Genomic DNA, 26,030 nt, shown 5'->3' with positions numbered 1-26,030 from the left:
GGGCGGGTGGGCGTCCGCTCATCTAGCACGCTGTGAGCGCACAAAGCGGGGCTGGCGGGTGCGTTCGTGGAAAAATGGGGGTATGGGTAGAGCTATTTTGATTATTGGCGTTGCCGCCCTCCTGCTGGGCGTGTGGATTTATTCGATTCTGGACGCCGCCCAGACCGACCGCTTGCGCGTTCGTACCTTGCCCAAGTGGGCTTGGCTGGCTGTGCTAGTGCCTTTCCCCCTACTGGGGTCGGTACTCTGGTTCTGGCTGGGGCGCCCGCGCAGGTCGCGTCACGGGTCTTTTGGGGCACCTGCGGCTCAGCCACCGGTAGCTCCCGATGATGACCCTGAGTTTTTGAAGTTCCTTGAGGCCCGTGCCCGCCGCGAACGCCAGGACACCGAGTGGCAGCAACGCAAAAACCGTAAGGACGCCGGTGGTCAGGATTCCCTCCGGGGCGAGGATGCTACCGGGCAGGGAGGCGGCCCTGTTGCGCCCAAGGACGATGCCGATCACCCAGGGTCAGAAGAGGGTGACTCTTAGTTTGCCTCGGACCCCATGCTGTGTCACGAGCACCGCGGTTCACACACGGATCTCGTGATAGAGCGTGGGGTTTTCTGTTGGCTACGAGCTGCTGGGTGTCTTAGTCTGACGGTAGGCCCGATAGTTTTTGCAGAGCTCCAGTGCCCAGGCACAAAAGACGACTATCAGCAGGGGTAGGCGCCAACTTTGGCTGGCTGTATCTTGAGTCGTGAAGACTCCGTAGCCCCAGTACCCTATGCAGAAGATCATCAGCAGAGAGTAGAGGTAAAGCCGGTAGGGTTTCACTACTTTCTGGTGTGACAGGGAACGGGCATAGGTTGCCGGGTGACCAAACTCTTCGAGGTAGCTGCCGCCCCCTTCTGCTACGTGCTCTTTAACGCGCGAGACTTCTTCACGCACACGGGCATCTGAAATATCACCGCGGTTCCAGAGCTCCTGTGTGAAGCGCTCAAGCCAGGTGGCAGGTTCGCTGTAGTTATCAGTATCTTCTTGAGAGGGGGCGAGCCTCTTGGGAAGAAGCACAGTAGCTAGGGAACCCAGCAGGGCAGAACCTGTAGCTACAACCACATGAAACCAGGCTGGAAAGGTTGCTGTGACGACTTCGTAAGACCAGAACAGAGAAAAACCTATGCCGCAGGCAAGAAGAAGCACGATAAGGGCTGTTACCAGAGCTCCTGCTGTAAAACCGGCCTTAGCGCGAACCAGTCTGAAAATAACGGGTGGAATTATGACGGCAAATCCCAGCACCACTGGTAGCAGGTAAAAGCCGAGGGGCTGGTCGGAGGGACTGTCGCTAGGTAATAGATTCATCAGCCAGAAAAGTAGGCTAAAGATGGCTCCTACGAAGAAGCCAGAGATGGTTCCTGCCCGCAGGGTCAGTGGTTCATCCGTAGCAAAGGCTTGGGTACCTTTTTCGCGCCAGCTTGTGATTTTTTCTGTAGCCCAGTCCTGGGGGCTGCCGTAGAGCTCGGCGGCGCTTTCGCCGGTTTCTGTGATCTGTCGGATTACTTTCTGCAGGGCGCTCTCGCTGGTGACTGCTTTGACGTAGTTGCTTGCCAGGGTGGCGAAGGCAGTTTGTACCCAGTCCACGTCTGCTGGGTTGTCACTTGCTTCTTCGATAGCGATAGTCAGGCGTTCGTAGGGATTGTTTGCCATGTCTCCTCCTTGAGGCATGTAGGGGCGGTTCAGGTAGCTTTAGACTCCGAGGGTACGAGCAAGGCGGGCCAGGGTTTCCCGTTCGCTCGCGAGCTGGCGGGCACCGGCGTCCGTGAGCTGATACTGGCGGCGGGCGGGGCCGCTCTCCCCTTCCGTCCAGGTAGTCGTGACGTACCCGGCTTCTTCGAGTTTGGAGAGGGCCGGGTAGAGGGAGCCGCCCCGCAGACGGCCGTAGCCCAGTTCTTCGAGGCGGGCAGCTAAACCGTAGCCGTGCAGGTTCTCTTGAGCCAGGCAGGCCAGGACGGCGGTGGGCAGGGTTGCTCGTACCAGGGCCGGTGGATAGGTGATGGGGTTCATCGGCGCCTCCTTCTCTACCTAAATACATCATATACCTAGATAGGTTTTCAAGACTTCGAGCGATTTAACCGTACAAGTAGCCCACCAGAAAGCCTCCCAGGGTACGCAGGAGCCCCCGCACCTTTGTGCGAGGGCTCCTTACCTGCGAGAAAACGTTGCGCTAAAACCGCTTTACAGCCCTGAGTAAGAGTGCAGGCCCGAGAAGAAGACGTTGACGATGGTGAAGTTGAAAATCACGCAGAGGTAGCCAACAATCGAGAGCCAGGCCGAAGGCGGGCCAGACCAGCCCCGAGTTGCGCGGGCATGCAGGTAGGCGGCGTAGACAACCCAGATGATGAAGGTCCAGACTTCTTTGGTATCCCAGCCCCAGTAGCGGCCCCAGGCCTTCTCCGCCCAAATAGCACCGGCTGCCAGGGTAAAGGTCCACATGACGAAACCGACGGTGTTGAGACGGAAAGAAAAGTTCTCCAGGGCGGTAGAGGAGGGGATCAGGCGCATGAAACCCAGGCGGGTCAGGGCGGTGTCTTGGTCTGCAAGGATTCGGCGTTCGCGGGAGGTTTGCAACAGCTGTAGGACGGCCATGGCGAACGTCAGGGTGAAGATGGAGGAGGCAAGCACAGCAATAGAGACGTGAATAACCAGCCAGTAGGATTGGAGCGCAGGAACCAGCTGACCGACCGGGGTGGGGTAGACGACGTTGGCAACAACCATCATGGTCAAGACCAGGCCCGAAACCAGGGTGCCAACGAAGCGCAGGTCACGGAACACCAGGAAAATCAGGTAGACGGCCGCCACCAAAAAGGCGCCGGTAGTGCAGAACTCGTACATATTGCCCCAGGGAACGCGGTTGGCGGCAAAGGCCCGGGAGAAAACACCTGCTGCATGAATCAGACAGCCCAGGGCAAGGATGACGACGCCAGCGCGGGCGGCGGGGCGGCGTTCACCGGTGCCGTAGCGCATATCTGAGTCAGCAACATGGGAAGACAGCTTAGTAGCGGCAGAGCGCTTGTAGCCCATACCGCGTTCACCGGTTCCCTGCTCGGTGCCAGTGAGCCGGGCAGACCTGGCGTTGATAGAACCTGAGGAGGCGGTTCTTGCCCCCACGAGTTCTTTTTCTTGGTCCTGGCCGCCAACGGTTGCTGCTTCTTCGAGCCGCTTGGTGGTGCGTGAGTGGGCGGCGACGTCCCAGGCGAAGGCGACGAAGGCAAACATGTAGGTGATGGATGCTAAATACATAAAGAGTTCGCTCCAGCGGGCGAGCTCTATGTTGACTTCTGACACGGTGTTCTCACTTCACAGGTTGAGGTAGGGGCGGGGGCCGGTGCCCGGCTGGGCTTTCTCGGGGCGGGCCGTGGGTAGGTTAGGCTTCATCAAATTCTAGCCCCCATCGTTCGGCAAAGAGGTCGGTAAGTTTGTTTGCCTCCGTGGCGAGTCGGGGGTCTTCGCCGCGAGCAAGCAGGCCGTATTCGATAGTGAGGACGGCACTCTCACCGGTGCCTGTCTCGGTGGCGCGCACCCAGACGCGGCGGCGGGCCACGAAGACAGAGATAAGCAGGCCACCAAAAAGTAGAAGGGCTGACGCTAAAGCGATGGGGCGGCCGGGATCGGAGCGGATTTCAATACCGGCATAGCGTTTGACGCCCAGAAACTCAATAGTGCCATGCCCCTCGGGCAGAGTCGCGGTGGAGTCTTCTGCATCAAGTACGATACCGTTCCCCAAGGCCATCGTATTGAGCGGGGTCAGCTGGTCAACATCAAGTACATAGACGTTCTGCGGAACACCGGAGTCTAGCCCCAGATCACCGGTATAGCTCTGGAGCACCAGCATAGGGTTGATGAGGTCTGAGTCAATAGAGGTGGGCGCTGACCCCATGGTACGTTCGCCGGTGGGCAGGAACATTCCGACGAGGCCCAGCTGGTCGGGGTGAGCATCCGGCACCTTGAGCACGAGCGAGGAGAGGTAGCTACTGCCGGAGGGCAGGCCTACCACAGGGCCCTCGTAGGCAACTGTGCCGTCAGTATTAGTAATACGCACGATTGGCGCGTAACCATTGCCCAGCAGGTACATTGAGGTGCCCTCAAAGTAGATGGGGTCATTTACTTTGAGGGTCTGCTGTTTGGTCTCTCCAGCGGAGTTGCTGAGAGTGAAGGTCGCTTCGTAGTGGACGTCTGTGCCGTAGGTTGGCGACCCTTGCTGGCGGTCGTATTCAACAACCATGGAGTCCATGGTGGCAGAGTAGGGGGTAAGCCAGTCGGGGTTATAGTTGGTGCCTGGGCTGAAAGAATCGTAGGAGACCAGAGAGTTAACAAAGGTTTCGTCCTCAACGACGATGCGTTGACCGCTGTAGCCAAAGAGGGAGCCCACTGCTACCGCCACGAGCACACCAATCATGGCCAGGTGAAAAAGGATGTTGCCGAGTTCACGCAGGTAGCCGCGTTCAGCACCCACGTTCACCACACCGTCCCTTTCTTGGCGTATCTCTACCCGGTAGCCGCGCTTCTTGAGAATCTTAGCTGCGTCGTCAATCGCCCGGGTAGCTGTCAGGTCACCGGCGGCCGCAGGAATAGTGAGGGTGCGGTGCTGGGGTAGCCGGGTCAGGTTCTTGGGAGTGCGGGCTGGTGCAGAGCGCATGGTCTTGAAGTGTTTGAGAGCACGCGGGATAACACAACCGATGAGCGAGATAAAGAGCAGCAGGTAGATAGCTGCAAACCATACTGAGGAGAACACATCGAAGAGCTGAAGCTTATCGGCGATGGGCCCCCAGGTGGGGTGAGCTTCGATGTAGTCGTTGACCTTGGCGGCATCCTGAATGCGCTGGGGAAACACGGAGCCCGGGACGGCGGCGACCGCCAGCATCAACAGCAGAAAGAGGGCCGTGTTCATCTTGGTGAGCTGGGTCCAGGCCCAGCGGAGCATCTCGATGGGGCCGAGCGCTGGCGCGTCGTGTTTTTCAGCCATGGTGTCCTAGATCAGTTACGGGTGGGGAGAGTAAGGGCGGGCGTTTAGATGGGCAGTTCATAGACCGGCATGGTGGCCTGAAACCACGACATCATGGCCGTCCAGATACCGCTGGCCAGTAGCACACCGATGAGGATGAGCATGCCACCGCCCAGGCGTTGGAGGAGCAGGCGGTGTTTACGCGCCCAGTTCATAGTACTGACGCCACGGGCCACCCCGAGCGCGACCAGCAAAAAGGGAATGCCCAGCCCCAGACAGTAGGCCAGGGTCAGCACGATGGCCTTGGTGTTCCCAGAGCCGCCGGTGTAGACCAGAGTCTGCACCGCCGCGAAGGTCGGCCCGATACAGGGTGCCCACCCCAGGCCGAAAGTCAGGCCTAGAATTGGTGCGCCCCAAAGACCGGCGGGGGGCTTCGCTTCAATTTTGCGGTCGCGCTGAAAGAAGGAGAAACGGCCCATGAAAACCAAGCCCATCACTATCACAAGGAGGCCAAGCACCAGGTCTACCCAGCGCTGGCCACGGAGCCAGGGGGCGGCACCCAACTGGGCCAGGACTACTGACATGAGCACAAAGATGAGAGAAAAGCCGAGGATGAAGAGGCCTATGCCCGCGACCATGCGTAGGTTGCGGCGGCGGGCGCTCATCTCTCCACCGGAGAGCCCTGTCACATACCCCAGGTAGCCGGGAACAAGCGGAAGCACGCAGGGCGAGGCAAACGAGACCAGGCCCGCCAGGGCCGCAAGCGGCAGAGCGAGCCAGAGGGAGCCATCAAGAACGATTTGACCGAAGCTAGGCACGAACCTGGTCTTCGAGCAGAGTGCCGAGCACAGACTTGTCAATCTGCCCCAGAATGCGGGCTGCTACGCGCCCTTCGGCGTCAAGGACGACGGTGGTCGGCACCGCCTGGGCAGGCACGTACTTGCTCATGGCCAGCAGGACCTTGCCGGTAATATCGCGGAAGGAGGGGTAGGGCACGGAGAAATTCTTTTCAAAGGCCTCAGCGGTGCCTTTTTCGTCACGTACGTTAGCGCCATAGAAGGCTATACTCTCGCCGTAGGTAGAGTGTAGCTCGTTAAGGAGGGGGGCCTCAGCGCGGCAGGGGGCACAGCCTGCGTACCAGAAGTTTAGGACGGCGGGCTTGCCGCGCAGGTCGGCGGCTTTCACCACGGTGCCATCAAAAAGTTCACTCTCAAATTCTACAGGTTCACCTCGTTCAGCTTCGGTGTACTCGGTCACCGACCCGTCCCCCGCGATGTAGCCCTTAGAGTCACCCGCGTCGGCCTGCGCAGCGAGGGAATCTTGGCTAGGCGAGCAGGCTGAGAGCAACCCAACAGAGCCTAGAGCGGCGATGCTCAGGGCCTGTTTGCGGTTCACCATAATACGGCGGGCTGAAGACATGAAATCTATTCCTTCAGATTGAAAGATGTGTGCTGTTGTATCCAGGGACATTATGAGCCCGGTAACTGAATAACACCTGAGTAGAGCTCGGCTGCGGGCTCCATATATGCAAGTTTCGGCTTGTCAGAGGCAAATATGTTGGGAAAGGTGAAGCTTGTAACGGAAGCTAAATTGCACTGGCGGCTTCGGGGGTCGTGCGGGAGCGCACCCCCCTCAACGGAGATTCGCGCCATCCAGATGGGCAGCTGGTGCGAGACTATAATCGCCTCAGCGCCGTCCCCGCCTTTCTCGTAGGCGGTGCGCGCTGCGTCCTTAATTGCCTCAGCCATACGGGCCACCTGCTGACGGTAGGGTTCACCCCAGGACGGGCGCAGGGGGTTGAGCAGGTGGGGCCAATGCGAGGGGTTGGTGAGCAGCTCGTGCCTATTCACGTGCAGGCCCTCAAAGTGGTTACCAGCTTCAATGACGCGCTCATCGGGCTGTGCGGTCAGGCCAAGCAGTTCTTCGATGGGGGCAGCGGACTCTCGGGTTCGTGTCAGCGGTGAGCACACCAGGTGCACGATGTTGGCGCCCGTGTCTGCACGGCGCTTGAACTCTTCGGCGGTGAGCCGAACCATCTTCTGCCCGGTCTCAGACAGATGATAGTTAGGTAGACGCCCGTAGACGATACGGTCAGGGTTATGAACCTCGCCGTGGCGCATAAGGTGGACGGTGATGGTGGCCTGGGTAGGAGTATTCATGCTACTAGTCTCTCAAACCCGGGCACAGAGCGCGAACCGGCCCCATAGCAGGCACACCTCACATTGCGGCACCGGGTAAAACCGATGCGGCTAGCACCCCTTAGGGTTAGCCTGCCAGCTTTTTCTCAAGTAGCTTGACCAGGCGTTTAGCGTTCACCTGCCAAAAATCCTTCACCTCTCCGTCCACCATCAGCACCGGAATTTCGGTGCGATGTTGTTCCAAAAGATGCGGGTACTCTTCAACATTGACCTCGGTAAAGGTCAGCCCGAAACGGGCCGCCACCTCCCCCGTTGTCTGCCGCGCCGCTTCACACAGGTGACAGCCCGGTTTGGTCAGCAGTTCAATTTTCGGTCTAGGCATACCACCACTTTAGCCTGCTCCACACCCGCTCCTGCGGACGTCCTTATGACAGTCGAAGGCCGCTCTAAACAGCGTGAGCCCCGCACCTTGGTGCGGGGCTCACGGCGCAGAATTTACTTCTTATTGCGGCGCTGGTGGCGGGTCTTACGAAGAAGCTTGCGGTGCTTCTTCTTCGACATACGCTTGCGGCGCTTCTTGATAACTGAACCCATTGGATTCACCTCACTTATTAAATAGTGGTCGATACCCGGCCAAACTCCACCCCCCGAAGGCTGTGGGTTGGTAGCTATCCGGGCGTTATACCGGTATAAACGCTCAAAGGAACGCCGTGAGGGCACAGTGGTACCCTCGGCGCAAAAACGCTCTCATCCAAGCCTACAGGCAAACAGATCTTTTCGCCGACTGTTCACCGGCAAGTGAGAGTATTTTCTCGTTTTCGCCTCAGCGCCCAGGCCGCTTAGCGGCGCCTCTTCTTGCGTCGTGAGCTCTTCTTGACCAGAGCCTTACTCTGGGGCTCCTGTTCGCGGGTCAGCGGTGTGGTAGTAGCAGGTTCGAGGCCGTCGCTGTTACCGTCATCGAGCGGATTACTACCCGAGGCTTGCTCGTCATGAGCGTACTCGTAGCCCTCGCGGAGCGCAGAAAGGCTCTCAGCCGGTGGGCTGGGCTGCTCCGCTCCCACCGCTTCGAGCAGATCGGCAGTCTCTACAGGCTGGTCGTCTGCGGGGCTATCAGGTGCCCCCTCCCCTGCCTGCGCCTGCCCTATCTTATCCTGCGACGGGCGCTGGTTTTGCTGGGAAAAACCAAAGTACTTAACCGGATCAAAACGCTTTATACGAGACCAGCTGCTGGTGCGCTTCTGGGCTTTCGCCCCGTGAGGGGGGCCCTGCTCACCAGAAGACGTGTCTGCTTTCTCGGTCTTCTCTCTGACCGGATGCGTAACCGGTGGGTCACCGGCGGCATCTTTCGCACCACTGCTGGCAGAGGCCTCGAGAGCGTCCAGACGTTCTTCCTCGGCACGCAGTTTTGCCTCTAAGGACTGCTGGTCGCTCGCGGAGTCCGCTGCTTCTGCGGAACTGAGCTGGGCGGTGGGCACCGGTGGGGTCGTGACCGCGCGGACGGCCGGGCCCACTGTTCCTGGAAATTTGCGGCTCTCAGCCGGTGAGGGCTGGAGGGCAGGGGAAGAAGGTGCTTCGGGCGACTGTTCACTGGCGCAGTCCTCCTCCGGCGCAGAAGTGCCGTGAGCCTGGGCATCCTGAGGCTGACTGTCAGCTGAGGCGTCCTTGGGCTGGATGGTAAAGAGTGCCTGGTAGAGGTGGGGGTCAAGCGACCCGCCCTGGGCGCCGGTGGCAAGCTCTAATAATTCCGCATCTAGAGGTTTGAGCGTGAACTGGGCATCGGTAAGGTCACCCTGCTGAGGCTCTTCGAGGTGGAGGGGGTGGCCCGCCTCGGTGAAGCGGTCCTGTAAGGTTGCACGCAACAGGGTCTGAGCTAGAGCGGGGTCGCCGCTTCGAGCCGCATCGGTAATAGCTCGGTATTCCATGACCAGTCGGGTTGCGGTAGCGCTCCACAGGGGAACCTGGCTCACCAGCTCAAAGCGAGCCTCAATCATGGCGTCACGCAGAGTAGCCAGCAGGGCTGAAATCAGGGGGTTGCCCGAGAGCCTGCCCAGCTGGATGTGAAAATCGGCCTCACGTTCATGAAAGTCGGTAAGGCTACCGGCGTGCTCCTGGAGCTCATCCAGAATACGGTCGAGCTCAACGAAGGCCGTCGAATCATACTCTGGCCCAGCTAGCGCAAAATTTTCCAGGAGCAGGCAGGTAGTCAGTAGGTCCTGTCTGGGTGAGCGTGAGCCTGCCAGGTAGAGCCCTATAGCCGGCCCTGCTGAGATAGCGGGTTCACGCACCAGCACTCCGATGATGCTCTTCTTGCGCCCTTCGTAGAGCTTGAGCACCCCAATTTCTTCACAGTGTTTCAGGCTCTCACGCACGTGGTTATGGCTCATGCCCACCCGCTGTGTCAGCTCCTTGTCATCGGGTAGTTCGTCACCCAGGTGCAGGGTCTGGTTGACCAGTTCGTTTTCGATCCAGTCAAGGAGCTGCTGATGGTGTGCCATAAAACGTGCTGGTTTCTTTCGGTGGGTGGGCGGGTGGTTTAGCGGGAGGAGCGCCGACTCCAGCGTGTGAGCCTAGCCAGGATGCCGCGCTCGTCGTCACCACCGTCCTCAGGGGTGACGTTAGATGCGGACGCCTGCGCTTCGGTGGCACGAGCCACTTCGGCCGCCTGGCGGGCAGCGACTTCTGCTTCGATAATACCTTGTGGGAGCGGTTCCACCAGGTCTTGTGCTGAGTCGCTGGTCTCACCCAGGTTGAGACTTTGGGCCAGAACATCCAGGTGCCTGCTCACACCTTCTTCGCGTGCCGTCTGTACCACGGCTTCACTTGTCTGGGTGAAGGCCTGGGTGCTTTCAACTGGGGGTTCGGGAAGCGGTGTGAAGTCTACGGTGCCGCCTGAAACACCATCCGGTGCGGGGGTAAAGGGGGTCAGAGGGGTAAAGGTGATGCCCGTTGCGGCCGGCTGGTCCGCCTCGTCTCCCGAGGCTGGAGCAGCCGAAACAGGGGTGCCTGAGGGATCGGCGCTGTGCGGGGGCAGTTCGCCCGCCTCGGCTGGGGAGGCAAGCCGGGGAGCTTCAAGCAGAAAATTAATCCACGCGGTAATCTCTTTGAGAGGCTCTGGAGTGATGGAGTAGAAGCGTTTTTGGCCATCTGCTTCTGTTTCTACTAGCCCGGCGGTGCGCAGAACACGCAGGTGTTTGGAGACCGTGGGCTGGCTGACGCCCAGCTCTTCTACAAGCTCTCCAACTGCCAACCGTTCAACAGCCAGCGCCTGAATGATGTGTCGGCGCGTGGGGTCGGCGATCACTGCAAAAACGTCGTCTTTCATAAGGTCATCATATACACAGATATGCCCACACAAGTATGCGTAGCCAGCAAACTAGGGGGACATTCCTGGGTTTTTACGGGCTATTTCTGACTTGAAAGTGGGCTATTTTGGGGAAGGGGTGGTCTTTCTGCATCAAACGTTCTCTGAGTAAGACACAGAGCAATTAATCATACCAGGGGTCAAGACCCCACAGGGGAAAGACTTCTTTGCGGGTAGCCATAATGGTTCGATCAACGCTACTGGCGGGATCGTAGCCAACCTCCCAGGAGTGCCACCAAAGATCAACCGGATCACCCATCATCGTGGGAACGGTCGTCCCATAGGTATCAAGCATGTACCTGCGCCAGGAATCCGGAGTAGGGATGTGCACATCAAGTGGTTGACCAGCAGCAACAGCAATGAGATGGCTCCAAGAGCGGGGCACAGCGTTGTAGATGGAATACCCTCCCCCACCCGTGGCAATCCACCGCCCCTCACAGAGCTCATCAGCCAACAGTGATATATGGGCAGCGATTTCACGCTGGGCGTTAATGGAGATATTGAGGTGCGACATATCATCTGCTGTGTGGGAGTCACAGCCGTGCTGGCTGACAATCACTTCTGGTTGAAACTGACGTAGCAGGCTGGGAACAATCGCGTCAAAGGCGCGTAACCACCCCGAGTCGGTGGTCGACTCCGGCATAGCGATATTAACAGCAGTTCCGGCTGCAAGCCCCTCGGGCCCCACCTCGTTGGCGAAACCGGTACCTGGAAAGAGGGTCATTCCACTCTCGTGAAGTGAGACGGTCATGACGTTGGGGTTATCCCAAAAAATACTCTGGGTGCCGTCACCGTGATGGGCGTCCACGTCAATATAAACCACCCGCTGAACACCGGCTTCAAGTAGGCGGGCGATGCCCACAGCACAGTCATTGTAAATACAGAAACCGCTGGCATGATCCCGTGAGGCGTGATGCATGCCGCCACCAAAGTTTACCGCGTGCTTAACCTTGCCCCCCAAAATGGCTTCAGCGGCCTGGTAGGTTCCGCCAGCCAGGCGGGCGCTTGCCTCGTGGACGCCCTCGAACCCGGGGGTGTCTTCAGTACCCAGGCCGCAGCTGGCAATCGTGAGGGTGGGGTCGGCGCTAATCTTTTGCACCGCGTCGATGTAGGGGTAGTCATGGGCTAGCATGAGCTGATGAACCGTAGCAACTTCTGGCTCTTCAACCTGGACCTGAGGTAGGTCAAAGACCCCCAGGGCTTGTGCCAGGCGTGCAGTCGCGTCAAGCCGGGAAGGATGCATGGGGTGATAGTCGCCAAAAAAGTAGTTGGCCATGGCGGGCGCCCACAGCACACGTACATCTGTGGGTTTGAGGTTATCAGCGGCAGACATCTGCACCACCTCCTAGGTAAGTTGAGTCACAGTTAACATTAAACATGCAAAAACTCTGCTGGCACCACACCCCGCTTTTATGACACGCAGACTACGCTAGAGACTGCATATGAAAGCGAGGTGAGAGCATGAACAGAAACAGGCAGCACGCGGCGGGGTCTGGCACGCTTGAGCACAACCAGCGGATTTCACCCAGGGGAGCTCCGTCCGCCGCCCCCGGTAGGTTGGCCTGGGTGCGTGGAGTGACCAACCGCCTCTTTGGCTCCTCCTCTCGCACAGCAATTGCAGCTTTCGTGGTGGTCATTATCTTCTTCTCCCTGATGCTAGCCACCCCCTGGGCTTCTCAGGGTGGCCAACGGGTTGACTTTCACCACGCCGTTTTTACCGCCACCAGCGCGGTGACGGTCACGGGCCTCACCACGGTATCCACCGCAGAGCAGTGGACCTTCTTCGGTCAGCTCATGATCCTCCTAGGGTCACAGATCGGAGGCCTAGGAACCCTGACGCTCACCTCAATTTTGGCTCTAGCAGTAGGGCGCAAGCTGGGATTACGTTCCAAGATTATTGCCCAGGAGTCCCTGAACATCGGGCGCTTGGGCGAGGTCGGCTCAGTTCTGCGCACGGTAGCTTTTACGTCTATTGCCATTGAAGCCTTTATTGCGGCCGTACTTATCCCCCGTTTCCTCATTCTGGGAGAGACCCTGTGGCAGGCAGTGTGGCACGGTATTTTCTATGCGGTCTCCGCCTTTAACAACGCCGGTTTCACCCCCCACTCAGACGGCATCGTCCCCTACGGTCACGACCTCTGGGTTCTCATCCCCATCGCCATCGGTGTCATGGTAGGTTCTCTCGGGTTCCCCGTAATTTTGGTGCTCCGCAACAACCTGCGGTTTAGCAAGTGGAACCTCAACGCCAAACTAACAATTGTAGGAACTCTGGCGCTCTTCGTGTTTGGCTCCCTTGCCTGGGCAGCCCTAGAGTGGAGCAATCCGGCCACCATCGGCCGCATGGGCCTGGGCGACAAACTACTGAACGCCGGGTTCGCCTCCATCATGACCCGCTCAGGTGGCTTCAACCTGGTCGATATGACCCACATTCACCCGGTCACCATGCTCCTCACAGACGTGCTCATGTTTATCGGCGGAGGGTCAGCGTCCACAGCCGGTGGCATCAAAATCACCACCATCACCGTTGTGTTCCTAGCCATCCTGGCGGAGGCTCGCGGTGATCAGTTCGTGGTCGCCTACAACCGCACCATTCCCGATGCCGTGCTCCGCATTGCAATTTCGGTCATTATGATGAGCGCTGGCTTTGTACTCATAGGCACTACCGTTATCATGCTCATCAGCGGCGTAGGGCTTGATCGAGCGCTCTTTGAAGTCATTTCAGCCTATGCGACCTGCGGTCTCTCCACAGGCCTATCAGCCGAGCTGCCACCGTCAGGCACCTACGTTCTGTCAGTACTCATGCTGATTGGCCGCATCGGCACCATCACGGTGGCGACCGGCCTGGCGATGCGGTCTCGACGCCGCCTCTATAAGTTCCCCGAAGAAAGGCCCATCATTGGCTAGAAAAGAGCCCCGCACGGCCCACAGCGCGCCCGTCCTTGTGATTGGGCTAGGACGATTTGGCACAGCTACCGCCGCCCAGCTGGTTCGCCAAAATAAGGAGGTGCTCGCGGTAGAGAAAGACCCGATTCTGGTTCAGAAGTGGTCAGGCGACCTAACCCATGTGGTGGAGGCCGATGCGACCGACATGAATGCACTACGCCAGCTCGGGGCCCAGGATTTCACAGCAGCTGTAGTGGGCGTGGGCACCTCGATAGAGGCCTCAGTGCTCATCACAGCCAATCTTGTTGACCTTGGGATTGAGCGCATCTGGGCTAAGGCCATCACCCCTTCGCATGGCAAAATCCTCTCGCGCATTGGTGCTCACCGCGTCGTATACCCGGAGTCAGATGCAGGGGTGCGCGCCGCCCACCTCATCTCGGGGCGGCTACTTGACTTTATTGAGTTCGATGACGATTTCGCCATCGTCAAGATGTACCCGCCCAAGGAAACGCACGGATTCACCCTGGCGGAGTCTGATGTGCGCTCCAAATACGGTGTGACTATCGTGGGCGTAAAGTCGCCGGGCGAAGAGATCGCCTACGCTACTCCTGAAACCAGAGTCTCGTCGCGCGACCTGCTGATTGTGTCAGGTCAAGTAGACCTTATCGAGAGGTTTGCGGCGCGTCCCTAGTCACTTATCCCCACAAAAGTCAGCATGACATGGGATTATTACTTATTAGGCATGCACTTTGTTTGAGCAATTTTGAAATAATTTGTCATTTTTGCTGTTTGAGGGTGCATAAACACAAAATCTCGCATATAGTAATAACTACCTCTAAAGGTGCGAGTGATTACTGAACGGTCCGCGAACCCGTTCAAGTAGCTTGAACTTTGAACAACCACAAGGCGGTTCCCCCTAATGCCGCCATTGTTCAAAGTAAAAGCATTCTCGATAAACCAGAACCCTACTGGTTTATTAGAGAAACCAGAAGGCCAGTCCGGTTCCCTACGGACTGGCCTTCTGTGTATCTAAAGTCACTCACAATAAAAAGTAGACTGCTCACCCAGCTTCAACAAAGTTTTGACTACACAGCCCGCTCTTATTGAGTTATCGTAGCTAAATTTTTTATTGAACGGGAAATAAAATAGCGCATGCGACCAAGAGGGCTCCCTCAGGGCCCCTAGCCGGCACCGGGCGGCGCTAGAGACTTATATTCATAAGGGTAGGTGAAGCAGGCGCACAGCGAAGCCACCGGGCTTCACTGAACGCAAGCCAAGGGCCGCGATAAAGGCACTTTTGAGTTAGCCTCACTAGAACTCTATGACTCTGAGCCCCTGCTGAACTCTTCAGTCATTTCGTCATTTCGGGCCAGACAGGCGCGCATAGCTGCCTCTGTGAGGTCGAAGAGACCACCGTCGATATAGGTAGTGATAGCCCGGTCAGTGGTGCCCTGAGGGCTGGTCACGGCCTTACGCAGACTCTGTGGGTTGGGGTCGGCATCCAACAGATAGCCAGCTCCAGCCACAGTGGCGGCGGCCAACTCGGTAGCAGTCTCTACATCCAGCCCCAGTTTAACGCCGGCGGCAGCCATAGTCTCTGCTAGCAAGAAGGTGTAGGCAGGGCCAGACCCTGACACCGCTGTGACAGCCCCCATCTGGTCTTCCTCAACCTCAACGACTTTACCTGCGGCCCCGAGAACCTGAGCGGCAGCGTCCCTGTGTTCCTTACCCGTGTACTTACCCACCGAGATAGCCAGCACCCCCTTGCCCACACGCGAAGGGGTGTTAGGCATACAGCGGATAGCAGGCTGCCCCTCCGGAAGGGCCCCCTGCAGGGCATCCAGGGTGATACCTGCAGCCACCGACACCACCACGGCTCCGGGCTCAAGGGCCGGGGAAATCTCACGCGCCAGATCCAAAATAGCGTAGGGCTTGACGCCCAGCAAGACCACGTCTGCCCCTTCAGCGGCCTTAAGATTCGCATCCGCGTCATCTTCACCGGCCAGAATCGTGACCTGCTCAGCGCCCTCTCCCAGTGTCTGGCTTAGCCGGGTGATGCTGGCGTGCGAACCAACGGTGGCGCGGACGCTTGCCGGATTGGCACCGGCAGCTAGAAGGCCTGCAGCGATAGCGCCGTTCATGGAGCCGGTTCCAATAAAAGCAACGGTAGTCATAGTTCTCTCCTTTTGGGCTGGATTGGGGTGAACCCGGACGCTTAGCGGGCCAGATGGGTGCGGGCAAACTGGAGAGTCTCGTAGAGCCACTCATCGCGTTGCACAGCGCCCTTGGCCTTACTGGTGGAAACCTCAGCACAGACCACACCGCTGAAGTCGCTGGCAGCGATATACTGCAGGGTTTCAGCTACCGGCTGGGTGCCGTGCCCGGGAATCAGGTGCTCGTCCATAACCTTGTCGCCCGACCCATCGGTCAGATGAACGTGCCCCAGGCGGGAGCCGATACGCTTAACTGCTTCAAGGGAATCGTCGCCAGCAGCGGCCGCGTGCGAGAAATCCCAGGTCATCCAGTCATAATCGAAGCGGGAAGGGTCCCAATGCGGGGCGTACATCTCAACCGCACGGCCCTTGACCGACCAGGGGTACATGTTCTCCACCGCGATTTTGACGCCCTCCAACTCAGAAATTTCACGCACACCGTCCACAAAATTCTTGGCATAGTGCCGCTGCCAGCGGAAGGGCGGGTGAGCCACAATCACATCTGCCCCCACCGCCTTGGTCACCTTGGCGGCCATCTGCATCTTATTCCAGGCACGGCCCCACACCTGCTGAGTCAGGAGCAGAGTAGGTGCGTGAATCGCCGAGATGGGAATCTGGTACTTCTGTATCAGGGCCAGCAAATCATAGGGCTCCTGAGAGAGCGCGGAGCCGGTAATCATAACCTCGACACTGTCATACCCAAGGTCAACCGCAGTCGAGAAAGTCTCAGGCACACCCAGGGGGAAGAGGCAGGAGGTAGAAAGTGCCACCGGTATCGGTGGCTTGCTCACGGTTTCTGCCCCCTGGGCAAGGCCTTCCCGCGAGTCCGGGTGCCCCTGCACAGGTGTACGGTTAGTCTCAGTCATGGGGTGTACTCTCCTGGTGTAATGAAACGACCTGCTCTTCTATGGTAGGTGCCTCACGCATGAGCTTGCTGAGAGTTTAGCCCTGCACGTACTCAGCAAGTGAGCGAGGGTCAATCATAGCCTCGGGGCCCTGCTGGCTCAGGTAGTTCATCCGGCGCAAAATCAGCCCCTCACGCAAGGCCCAGGGAGAAACCCGCATCTGGTCAACATTAAAAACATCCATGGCGGTTTCGGCAGCGATAGCGCCGGCCAGCATCTGCTCAGCTCTAACCTCAGAGACACCCGGCAAATCCCCCCGCTCAGACGGAGGCATGGCCTCCATACGGCGGGTCCACAGACGTAAATCACGCAGCATCATCTCACGCTTCACGTAGGGGCCCGCAGAGTAGGGGGCGGCACCGCAGATACGGGCGAGAGAGCGGAATGTTTTGGAAGTGCCCACCACCATGTGCGGCTGCCCGTAGGCCAGCAGCTGCTCAGCAACTGGCTCTAGAGTCTCACGCACATACTTACGTACCTTCTTGATTTCTCTGGGGGCAGGCACCTCCCCTGTGAACCAGTCGCCGGTCAGGCGAGTAGCCCCCAAAGGCACCGAAATCGCGTCGTCCGGGTAGGCATCCATACCGGTAGAGAACTCGAAAGAGCCCCCACCGATATCAAAGTTAAGTATGCGGCCAGCCCCCCACCCCTGCCAGTGGCGTACCGCATGGTAGGTAATAGCCGCCTCTTGGTCACCGGTAATCTCGGTCAGGTTCACCCCGGTCTGATTCTGCACGTGCTGCAGAACCGCCGGCCCGTTCTTAGACTCACGAATCGCGCTGGTGGCAAAGGCCAGCAAATCCTCGGCACCGTGTTCAATAGCGTAGAGCACCGCTGACTTCACAAAGGCGGTCAGGCGGTCACGGCCCTCGTCGGTAATATTGCCGTCCGCATCAATATAACGCACCAGTTGAAGGGGCTCCTTGTGTGACGCGGTGTAGGCCTCGGGGCGGGAGCCCAGCTGCCCCTCAATCAGAAGCAAATGGCCTGTGTTAGAGCCAATATCAAGCACGCCCAGGCGCATGAATCCCCCTCAGTGGTGACATAAAAATTTTTCTGGCTACCAGTGTAAAGGCAGAAGCTACTGCGAAGCGGACTTCTTGGGCGCAGCCCTGCGCACAGTCATCTTCTTGGCTGCGGGCTTCTTAGCGGTAGCTTTCTTAGCAGCGGGCTTTTTAGCAGCGGCCTTGCGCTTAACCGGCCCCTTGGCGCGCTTCTCAGCCAGCAGCTCAACCGCGCGAGTGTGGGTCAGCGACTCGATAGTTTCACTCCGGGGTACCGTAATGTTGGTGACGCCGTCGGTGATATAGGGGCCAAAACGGCCGTCCTTGACCACAATCTTCTTCTCAGACACCGGGTCAACTCCGAGCTCAGCCAACGGGGGCTTAGCCGCAGCCCGGCCGCGTTGTTTGGGCTGGGAGTAAATCTCAAGAGCCTGATCCAGAGTGATGGTAAAAATCTGATCTTCAGACTCTAAGGAACGGGAGTCTGTGCCCTTCTTCAGGTAGGGGCCAAAGCGCCCATTCTGAGCGGTAATCTCTGTACCTTCGTCATCAACACCCACCACACGAGGCAGGCTCATAAGCTTGAGGGCATCCTCAAGGGTCACGGTCGCCAAATCCATAGATTTGAAAAGCGAGCCGGTACGCGGCTTCTCCACCTTAGGCTTCTTCTTAGGCTTAGGCCTACCGTTCTTGTAGTACTCGGTGGGTTGGGCCTCCATCCAGGCGGCCACCTCCTCTTCGGTCATCGCGGGGATTACCTCGGTGACGTAAGGCCCAAAGCGGCCGTCGCGAGCCACAACGGTACGGCCGGTTTCGGGGTCAACGCCGAGTTCACGGCCGTCGTTTTTACCCTGTTCCAGCAGTTCAGCAACTTTCTCTGCTGTCAGCTCATCAGGGGCCAAATCAGCGGGGATATTAGCGCGCACCGGGTCTTTGATTTCACCGGTTTCAGTATCGACTTCGCCGCCGGTTTCAAGGTAGGGGCCGAACTTTCCCACACGTAGGTTGACACCGGGAGTCACCTCAATGGAATTGATAGCGCGGGCGTCAATCTCGCCCAGGTTATCGACGATGGGCTTAAGGCCCCCTTGCTCTCCCCCACCGAAGTAGAAGTGGGAGAGCCACTCGGGGCGGGCCTCCTCGCCGCGGGCAATCCGGTCGAGGTCTTCTTCCATCTGGGCAGTGAACTCGTAATCCACGTACTTAGCGAAGTGCTCTTCAAGCAGGCGCACAACCGAGAAAGCGGTCCAAGAGGGCACCAGGGAGCCGGATCGGTTGTTGACGTAGCCGCGGTCCATGATGGTAGAAATGACGGCTGCGTAGGTGGAGGGGCGGCCGATACCGAGCTCGTCCATGGCCTTGACCAGGGATGCTTCGGTATAGCGGGGCGGGGGTGAGGTTTCGTGATGGACTGCCTCGATGTCACTTCCCGTGAGGGGGGCACCCTCAACCAGGTTGGGTAGACGCTTATCGTCCTTGGTATCTGCGCTTTCGCCCCTGCTCGTTTCTTCGCCGCGCAGGGCGTCCTTGCCCTCCTCGTAGGCAGCGAGAAAGCCTCGGAAGGTAATGACGGTGCCGGAGGCTGAGAACTCGGCATCGCGACCGTCAGCTGCTATTGCGCCCAGACGCACGGATGCGGTGGAGCCCTTGGCGTCGGCCATTTGAGAGGCCACGGTGCGCTTCCATATCAGCTCGTAAAGGCGGAACTCGTCAGAGCTGAGCGCGTTCTTGACCTCGGCAGGAGTACGGAAGGAATCCCCGGCGGGGCGGATCGCCTCGTGAGCCTCCTGCGCGTTCTTAGACTTGGACGAATACACGCGAGGGGAGGCCGGCACAAAGTCAGCCCCGTACAGCTCAGCAGCCTGCTTACGAGCCGCCGTGATGGCCTGATCAGACAGGGCAACCGAGTCTGTTCGCATATAGGTGATGTACCCGTTTTCGTAAAGACGCTGGGCCACCTGCATGGTGGAACGCGACGAGAAACGCAGTTTACGCGCGGCCTCCTGTTGCAGGGTTGAGGTGGTAAAGGGCGCGGCAGGCCGGCGGGTGTAAGGTTTGGTCTCAACGGAGCGGACGCTGAAACTGGCCCTCTCGAGCGCGGTGGCCAGGGAGCTGGCGGCGGCCTCGTCCAGGTGGGCTACCTTGCTCTTCGAGGCTGCCTTGAGGGTGCCGTCATCTGAGAAGTCCTTACCGGTGGCCACACGGGCGCCGTCAACAGCCGAGAGCTTGGCGGTGAAAGATTCGGTGGCTTCAGTGGTGAACGTGCCGGTTAAATCCCAGTAGGTTGCTGAGCGGAAGGCCATGCGTTCACGCTCGCGTTCCACAACCAGGCGGGTAGCCACCGACTGTACCCGGCCCGCAGACAGGCCACGGGATACCTTGCGCCACAGCACCGGCGAAAGCTCGTAGCCGTAGAGACGATCAAGTACACGGCGGGTCTCTTGCGCGTCGACCAGGTTGTTGTCGATATCGCGCAGTTCGTTGAAGCCGCGCTGGATAGCCTCCTTGGTGATTTCTGGGAAGGTCAGGCGGTAGACCGGCACCTTGGGCTTGAGCACCTGAAGAAGGTGCCAGGCGATAGCTTCACCCTCGCGATCCCCATCGGTCGCCAGATAGAGCGCATCAGACTCTTTGAGTAGCCTCTTGAGTTCTGTCACCTTTTTCTTCTTATCAGAGTTCACCACATAGTAGGGCTCAAAGCCTTCATCAACATTGACCGCGAACTTACCCACCGGTGACTTTTTGAGCTCGTCAGGGAGCTCAGAAGGCTGCGGTAAATCACGGATATGCCCCATGGACGACTCCACGATGAAAGCATCCCCCAGGTAGCCGCTGATAGTTTTCACCTTGGAGGGGGACTCCACAATCAGCAGTGACTTGCCGTGTGAGGGGGTTGCCTGGGTGGGCACTGAGGGCTCCTTGGGGTTGGACGTACGCGTGTAAGCACAACAATAGCCGACGTAGCCCACCCTGTGTCTACTTACCCGGGTGTGACCTAAGGACTACAGTTCGTCGGTGGGTTCCTCGCCAATTTCAAATTCGCGGCCACTCACCGAGGTCGGTTCGACCTCAACCCAGTTAGTTTTGTAGGTGGGAGCGTAGGTGCGTAGACCCAGTGCCTCAACGGCAGTGAGATCCGCTTCGCTTGTGAGCCACTGGGCGTTGCCGTGAACCACTACGGAGCGGGCAGTGCCGTCCACAATTTCGTCAATTTCAAAAGCGGCCTTGCGGCTGATGACGACTTCTGAGAGCTTCTGGCCCTCTGCGGTGCGGAAGTAAATTTTTTGCCCGTGCGCTACATAGTTGACGGGGTAAATATCGACTTCGCCACCAACGGCCAGGGCCAGACGACCAAACTCGTGGGCTTCCAGTAGCTCCCAGCAACGCTCTTCGGTCAGGTTTTTAATAGGGTTCTCTACCATGACCCCAGTCTAGTCGCCCTGGTGAATCCGTAAAAACCCCTTTTCGAGCAGTTCACGAATGTTACCTATTAATACCTGCCTGGGTTCGTCATTTTCCCACCCTAGGAGAGCCTCAAGGGCGTTGATAATTTGCCCGGCAGTCAGGTCGCCGTCACAGGCAGAAACAAAGCCGGAGGTCTCCGTTGTCTCCAGGATGGTGCGGCGTAGACCTGCTCCGGCGCGGAGCAGAATGACGGCGGGGTGCTCAGAACCGGGGGTGAAATGGCGTTCTTCGGTGACGTCGCCGGCCACCACCAGGTGCCGGGCTAGAAGTTCGTCGTCGGTGAGGGCTGTGACCGTATCCCAGTGCTGAACGGCTTCAGTGATATAAGGGGCAATCGGTTGCTGGATGGGGTAGGTTATTTCTTCAAAGCGGTTCAGTCGCTCTCCCCCAGCGCCCTCGGCAGGCTTACGCAGCCAAATCATACCGAAGCCGATAGAGCCCACCCCGCGGGCAGCGAAGTCACGCAGGTAGCTGGTGTAAGCGGCCTCGTAGCGGGCGGGGTCGCGATTTTCGCTGGCATCGCGCAACCAGGTTTCGGCATACTGTTCTGGTTCAAGCACCTCACGCTGAATAAACCAGGCCTCTGTGCTCTCCCCCACCCACTCTCGGGGTCGCATGGCCCAGTCGGTGGCGGTGCCCGGCCCATCAACGGGGATTTCCCAGTTGCCCAGCATCTGTGCCCGCCCGCCGGGGGCCAGCACCCCCGTCAGTTCGCGCACCAGGGTGGAGACAATACCGTCACCAGCCATGCCGCCGTCACGGTAGGTGAAAAGATCACCCGATTTCTCCCGGCTACTACGAGGGGTAATGACAAACGGCGGGTTCGAGACGACCAGGTCAAAGGTTTCCCCAGCGACCGGTTCAAGCAGGGAACCTAAGCGCAGTGAGACGCGCTCTTGGAGGTTGGCAGGGTCCAGGCCCAGGGGCTGCGCGTTGAGAACTAGATTGAAGCGGGTAAAAGCCAGGGCCCGCTCCGAGATGTCGGTAGCGGTGACGTGGTGGGCGTGGGCCAGCAGGTGAAAAATCTGAATACCGCAGCCGGTACCCAAGTCGAGGGCCCGATTGACCTCAGTACGTTCGGTCAGCTGGGCCAGGGTGAGAGAGGCCTGCCCGATGCCCAGCACATGATCCCTACGCAGGACGCCGGGGCGCTGGTGGGCGCCCAGGTCGCTGGCAACTACAAGTTCGGTGCCATCATCTGCCGAATGCGGCCGTAGGTCAACAGCCGCCCGAAGAGAACCTTCCGCAGCTGGCTCCGCTAGGCCAAGACCAAGCAGCAGGTCACCGCTACCCTGACCGAGGGCGTCCTCAAGCTCAGCTACCGGAACAGCCGAACCAAAAAGGAAGAAACGCACCACCTGTGCCAAGCTTTTCTGGGCAGCGGTGAATATCTCGGGGGTTGATTCCTGCCCCAAAATCTGCTTCACCCGGTAGAGGCCAGGAACCACCTGGTCACGCGTCATTGCTTCAAAGGCACGGGAACCCAAGAGGGCCTCGACCCCCTCATAGGTGTAGTTGAGTTCTGTCAGGGCGGCGTGCAGACGAGTGAGGGCGGCAGTATCGGCGCTTACGGGAGCACCGGGAACACGAGAAAAATCGGAAGTCTTCACGCTCTCTATTTAACCGTATGCGCACGGTACGGTAGAGACATGTTATTTGCATTCTCTGTAGCCCCCACCGGCGGCGGCGACCCGTCCGGGTCCGTGCACGACGCCGTTGCAGAAGCCGTTCAGATTGTTCGTGATTCGGGCCTGCCCCACCGCACCGACGCCATGTTCACCACCATCGAAGGTGATTGGGACGAGTGCATGGCCGTCATCAAAGCCGCCACCGAAGCCGTTGGAAAGTACGGCAACCGGGTCTCCCTAGTAGTCAAAGCCGATATACGCCCTGGTCATGACTCGGGAGAGCTCACCGGCAAGCTCGACCGCCTTGAAGAAGCAATCGCCCGCAGGTCTGAACCCTAATGCGCATCTGGTCAGTCCATCCATCTCTGCTCGATGCCAAAGGGTTGGTAGCTTGCTGGCGTGAAACCCTCCTTGCCCAAAAAGTGCTTCAGGGGCTCACCAAAGGTTATACGAACCATCCCCAGCTAGACCGATTCAAAGCATCCCACGATCCCCTGGCCTATATCTGCACCTATCTGCACGGCTTGGCTGATGAGGCAGATGCCCGTGACTACAGTTTCAACCGTAGCCTTCTAGTGCTTCCCTCGCATACGGCTTTGGAGCCGCTGCCGGTTACTGAGGGCCAGCTAGACTACGAGATTTCATTTTTGGCAGAAAAAGTAAAGACCCGTTCGCCCCAGTGGTATAAGCAGCATTTTGCCACGTCACCTATCAAAGTAGCCCACCCAATCTTCACCGTCACCCCCGGCCCAATTGAGAGCTGGGAAAAGGTCAAATAGTAACCAAGGTGATTTTCTCTAGCGGTCTGGGTTATATTTACCTTATGGCAAATGCAGAGAAAATCGCCGAACTCGAAAAGTCCATCGCTGACTGGAAGGAAAAGGCCGACAACGGCGGCCCCTCCTTCATCTCAGAAATCATTGAGAAGCTCGAAGCTGAACTGGCTGTAGAGCGCAACTCCTAGGTCTTTTCCCTTCGGTACAATCCAGTAAATACCCACCTAGATAAGGGACGCGCCCGCGAACCTTACGAGAAACGATACCTCCCGCACCACGGTGTTGCGGGAGGTATTTTCATACCGGAACTCACAGGTAGCACCTGCCAGCGCTGGCGCTAGATTAGGGTTCCTGACCGGTAACGGCCTGCCAGAGATAGAGGCGGTAGTCCTTGGCGGTCACCTCGCCCGGGCCGTACACCTCAAGACAGACCCCGGTAGGCTGCCACCCTTTGGAGGGTATAAAGTCGTTCGCCAGGTAATCGAACCCCTTTCTAATATGCAGGGGAGGAACGCCCGAAAGAATAGGGCCCTCAACCAGCACCGTGGCATACATAGAGCCTGGCACCATCACACCGGTCAGCCCTAAGGCCGCAACGTCCTTAACGCCACCGGGCACAATGAAACCTGCGGTGTAGGTGAAACCCGAGTCGTCGGCGTCCGGCATCATCACCCCCACCCTCTGCAATTTCTCCACTGCTGCCAGGCCAGGTTCATCGAGGTTCTCATAGAGGCGCTCCCACCAGGAACCGAAATCGCTGGTCTCAGTGGCAGGTGCGGTCACTCCTGCCACCATGAAAGCACCGTACTCAATCAGGGCCGTCTCGTAAGGCTTATTCTGACCCATGGCTAGGCTACGGCCGCTTCTCGTGTTTCCAGAGCCCTGCTCTCACACTCCGGGCAGAGTAGCACCAAGTCACGCACACCGTTGACGTCAAGATTGACGAACGTGTTGGCGGGAGCTCCGCAGTGCTCACACTCACCAATAGTGACGGTGTCAGGCGAGAAATTCATGTGCTGACGTTTGTCGAACACGTAAAGAGAGCCCTCCCAAAGACCGGAATCACCAAACTTTTCACCGTAACGCACGATGCCACCGTCAATCTGATAGATCTCTTTGAAGCCCCGATTCTTCATGAGTACCGAGAGTATCTCGCAACGGATCCCACCGGTACAGTAGGTGACAACCGGCTTGTCTTTGAGGTCGTCGTACTTACCGGATTCAATTTCTCGGATGAAGTCATGGGTGGTGCGCACATCGGGCACAACCGCGTTCTTGAACCTGCCAATCTTGGCTTCAAAGGCGTTGCGCCCGTCAAAAAAGACCACCTCATCACCGCGTTCTTCAACCAACTGATTGACCTCTTCGGGCTTAAGATGAACACCGCCGCCGACCACGCCGTTGTCATCGACCACCAGTTCATCTGGAGTTCCAAAGGCTACGATTTCGTCGCGAGCTTTCACCGACAGGCGAGGGAAGTCAGATGCACCGCCGTCTGACCACTTGAGTTCTAATTTCTCAAAGCCGGAATATTGGCGGGTGGTCTTGCCGTACTGTTTAAGGGCATTGATATCGCCACCCAGGGTGCCATTGATACCGTGCTTGGAAATCAGAATGCGCCCGGTGAGTCCGAGCTTCTCGCAGAGGGCACGCTGCCACAGCATCACAGCCTGGGGATCGGTCACGGGTGCAAAGCAGTAATACAGGATAATTCGTTCTTGAGCCACACCCCCAGTTTAGATGAAAAGTTCTACCCCACGCCCGCCTCATCCCACCTGTGCAGACCATTGGGAGTGTAGTCACCTTACACATTTAGGTGCAGCAGGTGTAGGCAATAGTGGCTACACAGCTACCCCTCGTGGGCAAAAATTTCTTCATAATCACCGGTAAAATCAGACCCTAAGGTACACCCAGCACACTTTAAGGTCACGCTTATGAGCTTTCTGACGCGCTCCCTCCCCTCTACTATGAAACTCTTCCCCTACCTCCTCATCCCCCCAACGGTGTTTGTGCTACTCTCCGGGGTGCGGCACGTTATCTTCCAGTTCACCCCTGGCCTCACATGGCTCCATACGGGTGAACTCCACCGGCTCATTGACGTTAACGGTGAAGGCAACCTCACCGTCTGGTTCTCTGCCGGGCTATGGCTCGTCTTTGGGATTCTCTGCCTCGTCATAGGAGCCTTGGCCGGTATCCGGGGCCCCTTCTATACGTTTGCGGCTATAGGCTTCTATGCCTCAATGGATGAGACCGCCATGATTCACGAGATGTTTAACGCTGTAGGGCATACGCTTGGTAGCTCCCTGGGAACCGATATCCCCACCTGGCCGTGGGTGGTCTTCTTCGGTCTGCCTCTCGCCCTTCTCGTGGGGCTGGTCTCACTGAGACTGATGCGGATTCTGCCGCGCCAGGTGCGCACCACGCTCATCTGGGCCGGAGCGCTCTTTCTTACCGCCGTCATCGTGCTAGAAACCATCTCCGGCTTCTACGTCACGGACGGAGAAATAACCAACCACGTCATTTACATTCTGGTGACCCACGCTGAAGAGTACCTAGAAATGGTAGCGATTTCTCTGGCCGTCTCCGCGCTGGCTTCTCTACTCGTTGTGAGCCCCTCACAGCGAACTATCTCAGTCTCACCGGGGCTCACCCAGCGCAAACAAGCAACCCGGTAGGGC

27 protein-coding genes are annotated in these 26,030 nt (G+C 58.4%); 7 read left to right on the top strand and 20 right to left on the bottom strand.

What is annotated here, in order from left to right; translation table 11 throughout:
- Positions 1-82 precede the first annotated feature (82 nt).
- Positions 83-529, top strand: a complete 447-nt coding sequence (locus tag L6966_RS07040) for a PLD nuclease N-terminal domain-containing protein (RefSeq protein ID WP_083091952.1) — start codon at positions 83-85, stop codon at positions 527-529.
- Between the two features lie 81 nt (positions 530-610).
- Here the strand turns inward: L6966_RS07040 and L6966_RS07035 are convergent, their stop codons facing one another.
- From L6966_RS07035 to L6966_RS06980, 12 genes are all read right to left on the bottom strand, one after another.
- Positions 611-1,684, bottom strand: coding sequence for a hypothetical protein (locus L6966_RS07035; protein WP_237224665.1), 1,074 nt, complete (start codon positions 1,682-1,684; stop codon positions 611-613).
- Positions 1,685-1,723: 39 nt separating this feature from the next.
- Positions 1,724-2,041, bottom strand: a complete 318-nt coding sequence (locus L6966_RS07030; RefSeq protein WP_237224666.1) for a PadR family transcriptional regulator — start codon at positions 2,039-2,041, stop codon at positions 1,724-1,726.
- Between the two features lie 171 nt (positions 2,042-2,212).
- Positions 2,213-3,322 (bottom strand): c-type cytochrome biogenesis protein CcsB, encoded by a 1,110-nt coding sequence (ccsB, locus tag L6966_RS07025; protein ID WP_237224667.1) that lies wholly within the window; start codon positions 3,320-3,322, stop codon positions 2,213-2,215.
- 79 nt (positions 3,323-3,401) lie between these two features.
- A complete protein-coding gene (resB, locus tag L6966_RS07020; RefSeq protein ID WP_237224668.1) occupies positions 3,402-5,000 on the bottom strand; it encodes a cytochrome c biogenesis protein ResB in 1,599 nt (532 codons plus the stop codon).
- A 44-nt stretch (positions 5,001-5,044) separates the two neighbouring features.
- Positions 5,045-5,797, bottom strand: a complete 753-nt coding sequence (locus L6966_RS07015; RefSeq protein WP_083091956.1) for a cytochrome c biogenesis CcdA family protein — start codon at positions 5,795-5,797, stop codon at positions 5,045-5,047.
- Positions 5,790-6,398, bottom strand: a complete 609-nt coding sequence (locus tag L6966_RS07010; RefSeq protein ID WP_083091957.1) for a TlpA family protein disulfide reductase — start codon at positions 6,396-6,398, stop codon at positions 5,790-5,792. Before L6966_RS07010 ends, L6966_RS07015 begins: the two co-directional genes overlap by 8 nt.
- 50 nt (positions 6,399-6,448) lie before the next feature.
- Positions 6,449-7,138, bottom strand: a complete 690-nt coding sequence (locus L6966_RS07005; RefSeq protein ID WP_083091958.1) for a histidine phosphatase family protein — start codon at positions 7,136-7,138, stop codon at positions 6,449-6,451.
- Positions 7,139-7,244: 106 nt separating this feature from the next.
- Complete coding sequence (locus tag L6966_RS07000; RefSeq protein WP_083091959.1) at positions 7,245-7,499, bottom strand: glutaredoxin family protein; 255 nt, start codon at positions 7,497-7,499, stop codon at positions 7,245-7,247.
- A 113-nt stretch (positions 7,500-7,612) separates the two neighbouring features.
- A complete protein-coding gene (locus L6966_RS06995) occupies positions 7,613-7,711 on the bottom strand; it encodes a 30S ribosomal protein bS22 (protein ID WP_005504750.1) in 99 nt (32 codons plus the stop codon).
- Between the two features lie 245 nt (positions 7,712-7,956).
- Positions 7,957-9,612, bottom strand: coding sequence for a FadR/GntR family transcriptional regulator (locus L6966_RS06990; protein WP_083091960.1), 1,656 nt, complete (start codon positions 9,610-9,612; stop codon positions 7,957-7,959).
- A 38-nt stretch (positions 9,613-9,650) separates the two neighbouring features.
- Complete coding sequence (locus L6966_RS06985; RefSeq protein ID WP_083091961.1) at positions 9,651-10,439, bottom strand: ArsR/SmtB family transcription factor; 789 nt, start codon at positions 10,437-10,439, stop codon at positions 9,651-9,653.
- 163 nt (positions 10,440-10,602) lie between these two features.
- Positions 10,603-11,811, bottom strand: coding sequence for an acetoin utilization protein AcuC (locus tag L6966_RS06980; protein ID WP_083091962.1), 1,209 nt, complete (start codon positions 11,809-11,811; stop codon positions 10,603-10,605).
- A 128-nt stretch (positions 11,812-11,939) separates the two neighbouring features.
- Here L6966_RS06980 and L6966_RS06975 point away from each other — a divergent pair, with 128 nt between their 5' ends.
- The gene (locus L6966_RS06975; protein WP_237224669.1) at positions 11,940-13,382 is read left to right on the top strand and encodes a TrkH family potassium uptake protein; all 1,443 of its coding nucleotides are present in this window, start codon (positions 11,940-11,942) and stop codon (positions 13,380-13,382) included.
- On the top strand, positions 13,375-14,052 hold the full coding sequence (locus L6966_RS06970) for a potassium channel family protein (RefSeq protein ID WP_083091964.1): 678 nt from the start codon (positions 13,375-13,377) through the stop codon (positions 14,050-14,052). The genes L6966_RS06975 and L6966_RS06970 overlap by 8 nt, the downstream gene beginning before the upstream one ends.
- A 628-nt stretch (positions 14,053-14,680) precedes the next feature.
- Here the strand turns inward: L6966_RS06970 and proC are convergent.
- The 6 genes from proC to L6966_RS06940 all read right to left on the bottom strand — a co-directional run bounded on the left by proC (position 14,681) and on the right by L6966_RS06940 (position 22,558).
- Positions 14,681-15,535: a pyrroline-5-carboxylate reductase gene (gene proC / locus L6966_RS06965; protein ID WP_083091965.1), complete on the bottom strand. Its 855-nt coding sequence runs from the start codon at positions 15,533-15,535 to the stop codon at positions 14,681-14,683.
- Between the two features lie 41 nt (positions 15,536-15,576).
- The gene (locus L6966_RS06960) at positions 15,577-16,440 is read right to left on the bottom strand and encodes a sugar phosphate isomerase/epimerase family protein (RefSeq protein ID WP_237233123.1); all 864 of its coding nucleotides are present in this window, start codon (positions 16,438-16,440) and stop codon (positions 15,577-15,579) included.
- 76 nt (positions 16,441-16,516) lie between these two features.
- Positions 16,517-17,503, bottom strand: a complete 987-nt coding sequence (locus L6966_RS06955) for a Ppx/GppA phosphatase family protein (RefSeq protein WP_237224670.1) — start codon at positions 17,501-17,503, stop codon at positions 16,517-16,519.
- A 57-nt stretch (positions 17,504-17,560) separates the two neighbouring features.
- Positions 17,561-20,392: a type I DNA topoisomerase gene (topA, locus tag L6966_RS06950; RefSeq protein WP_237233122.1), complete on the bottom strand. Its 2,832-nt coding sequence runs from the start codon at positions 20,390-20,392 to the stop codon at positions 17,561-17,563.
- 93 nt (positions 20,393-20,485) lie between these two features.
- On the bottom strand, positions 20,486-20,905 hold the full coding sequence (locus L6966_RS06945; RefSeq protein WP_083091969.1) for a pyridoxamine 5'-phosphate oxidase family protein: 420 nt from the start codon (positions 20,903-20,905) through the stop codon (positions 20,486-20,488).
- A gap of 9 nt (positions 20,906-20,914) precedes the next feature.
- Positions 20,915-22,558 carry a DUF7059 domain-containing protein gene (locus tag L6966_RS06940; RefSeq protein ID WP_237233121.1) on the bottom strand — a complete coding sequence of 548 codons (1,644 nt, stop codon included), beginning with the start codon at positions 22,556-22,558 and terminating at the stop codon, positions 20,915-20,917.
- 39 nt (positions 22,559-22,597) lie between these two features.
- On the opposite strand from L6966_RS06940, the gene L6966_RS06935 reads away from it, so the two are divergent.
- From L6966_RS06935 to L6966_RS06925, 3 genes are read left to right on the top strand one after another with little or no spacing between them, the layout of a single operon-like run.
- Positions 22,598-22,915, top strand: coding sequence for a thiamine-binding protein (locus L6966_RS06935; protein WP_083091971.1), 318 nt, complete (start codon positions 22,598-22,600; stop codon positions 22,913-22,915).
- Entirely contained in the window at positions 22,915-23,355 is a 441-nt protein-coding gene (locus tag L6966_RS06930; protein WP_083091972.1) for a pyrimidine dimer DNA glycosylase/endonuclease V, read from the top strand. The genes L6966_RS06935 and L6966_RS06930 overlap by 1 nt, the downstream gene beginning before the upstream one ends.
- Before the next feature lie 8 nt (positions 23,356-23,363).
- On the top strand, positions 23,364-23,540 hold the full coding sequence (locus tag L6966_RS06925; protein WP_237233120.1) for a hypothetical protein: 177 nt from the start codon (positions 23,364-23,366) through the stop codon (positions 23,538-23,540).
- Between the two features lie 154 nt (positions 23,541-23,694).
- Here L6966_RS06925 and L6966_RS06920 read toward each other — a convergent pair whose 3' ends face one another.
- Positions 23,695-24,198: a GyrI-like domain-containing protein gene (locus tag L6966_RS06920; protein WP_083091973.1), complete on the bottom strand. Its 504-nt coding sequence runs from the start codon at positions 24,196-24,198 to the stop codon at positions 23,695-23,697.
- 2 nt (positions 24,199-24,200) lie between these two features.
- Complete coding sequence (gene trhO / locus L6966_RS06915; RefSeq protein WP_237233119.1) at positions 24,201-25,079, bottom strand: oxygen-dependent tRNA uridine(34) hydroxylase TrhO; 879 nt, start codon at positions 25,077-25,079, stop codon at positions 24,201-24,203.
- A gap of 207 nt (positions 25,080-25,286) precedes the next feature.
- Here trhO and L6966_RS06910 point away from each other — a divergent pair, with 207 nt between their 5' ends.
- Positions 25,287-26,027: a hypothetical protein gene (locus L6966_RS06910; protein WP_237233118.1), complete on the top strand. Its 741-nt coding sequence runs from the start codon at positions 25,287-25,289 to the stop codon at positions 26,025-26,027.
- Positions 26,028-26,030: the final 3 nt, after the last annotated feature.

Origin of the sequence: Rothia nasisuis (assembly GCF_928381405.1) — a bacterium.
Taxonomy (GTDB): domain Bacteria; phylum Actinomycetota; class Actinomycetes; order Actinomycetales; family Micrococcaceae; genus Rothia; species Rothia nasisuis.
Note: the sequence above shows the minus strand (reverse complement) of the source record. Positions and strands in the feature narration are given on the sequence as shown.

Bases quoted from the DNA above. Each gene is read 5' to 3' on its own strand.
- L6966_RS06910 (WP_237233118.1), top strand. From the start codon at position 25,287: ATGAGCTTTCTGACGCGCTCCCTCCCCTCTACTATGAAACTCTTCCCC.
- L6966_RS06945 (WP_083091969.1), bottom strand. From the start codon at position 20,905: ATGGTAGAGAACCCTATTAAAAACCTGACCGAAGAGCGTTGCTGGGAG.
- L6966_RS06920 (WP_083091973.1), bottom strand. From the start codon at position 24,198: ATGGGTCAGAATAAGCCTTACGAGACGGCCCTGATTGAGTACGGTGCT.
- L6966_RS07010 (WP_083091957.1), bottom strand. From the start codon at position 6,398: ATGTCTTCAGCCCGCCGTATTATGGTGAACCGCAAACAGGCCCTGAGC.
- L6966_RS07005 (WP_083091958.1), bottom strand. From the start codon at position 7,138: ATGAATACTCCTACCCAGGCCACCATCACCGTCCACCTTATGCGCCAC.
- L6966_RS06955 (WP_237224670.1), bottom strand. From the start codon at position 17,503: ATGCGCCTGGGCGTGCTTGATATTGGCTCTAACACAGGCCATTTGCTT.
- L6966_RS06930 (WP_083091972.1), top strand. From the start codon at position 22,915: ATGCGCATCTGGTCAGTCCATCCATCTCTGCTCGATGCCAAAGGGTTG.
- L6966_RS06990 (WP_083091960.1), bottom strand. From the start codon at position 9,612: ATGGCACACCATCAGCAGCTCCTTGACTGGATCGAAAACGAACTGGTC.
- L6966_RS06935 (WP_083091971.1), top strand. From the start codon at position 22,598: ATGTTATTTGCATTCTCTGTAGCCCCCACCGGCGGCGGCGACCCGTCC.
- L6966_RS06980 (WP_083091962.1), bottom strand. From the start codon at position 11,811: ATGTCTGCCGCTGATAACCTCAAACCCACAGATGTACGTGTGCTGTGG.
- L6966_RS07030 (WP_237224666.1), bottom strand. From the start codon at position 2,041: ATGAACCCCATCACCTATCCACCGGCCCTGGTACGAGCAACCCTGCCC.
- proC (WP_083091965.1), bottom strand. From the start codon at position 15,535: ATGACTACCGTTGCTTTTATTGGAACCGGCTCCATGAACGGCGCTATC.
- resB (WP_237224668.1), bottom strand. From the start codon at position 5,000: ATGGCTGAAAAACACGACGCGCCAGCGCTCGGCCCCATCGAGATGCTC.
- L6966_RS06975 (WP_237224669.1), top strand. From the start codon at position 11,940: ATGAACAGAAACAGGCAGCACGCGGCGGGGTCTGGCACGCTTGAGCAC.
- L6966_RS06985 (WP_083091961.1), bottom strand. From the start codon at position 10,439: ATGAAAGACGACGTTTTTGCAGTGATCGCCGACCCCACGCGCCGACAC.
- L6966_RS06960 (WP_237233123.1), bottom strand. From the start codon at position 16,440: ATGACTGAGACTAACCGTACACCTGTGCAGGGGCACCCGGACTCGCGG.
- L6966_RS06995 (WP_005504750.1), bottom strand. From the start codon at position 7,711: ATGGGTTCAGTTATCAAGAAGCGCCGCAAGCGTATGTCGAAGAAGAAG.
- L6966_RS07035 (WP_237224665.1), bottom strand. From the start codon at position 1,684: ATGGCAAACAATCCCTACGAACGCCTGACTATCGCTATCGAAGAAGCA.
- L6966_RS07000 (WP_083091959.1), bottom strand. From the start codon at position 7,499: ATGCCTAGACCGAAAATTGAACTGCTGACCAAACCGGGCTGTCACCTG.
- L6966_RS07040 (WP_083091952.1), top strand. From the start codon at position 83: ATGGGTAGAGCTATTTTGATTATTGGCGTTGCCGCCCTCCTGCTGGGC.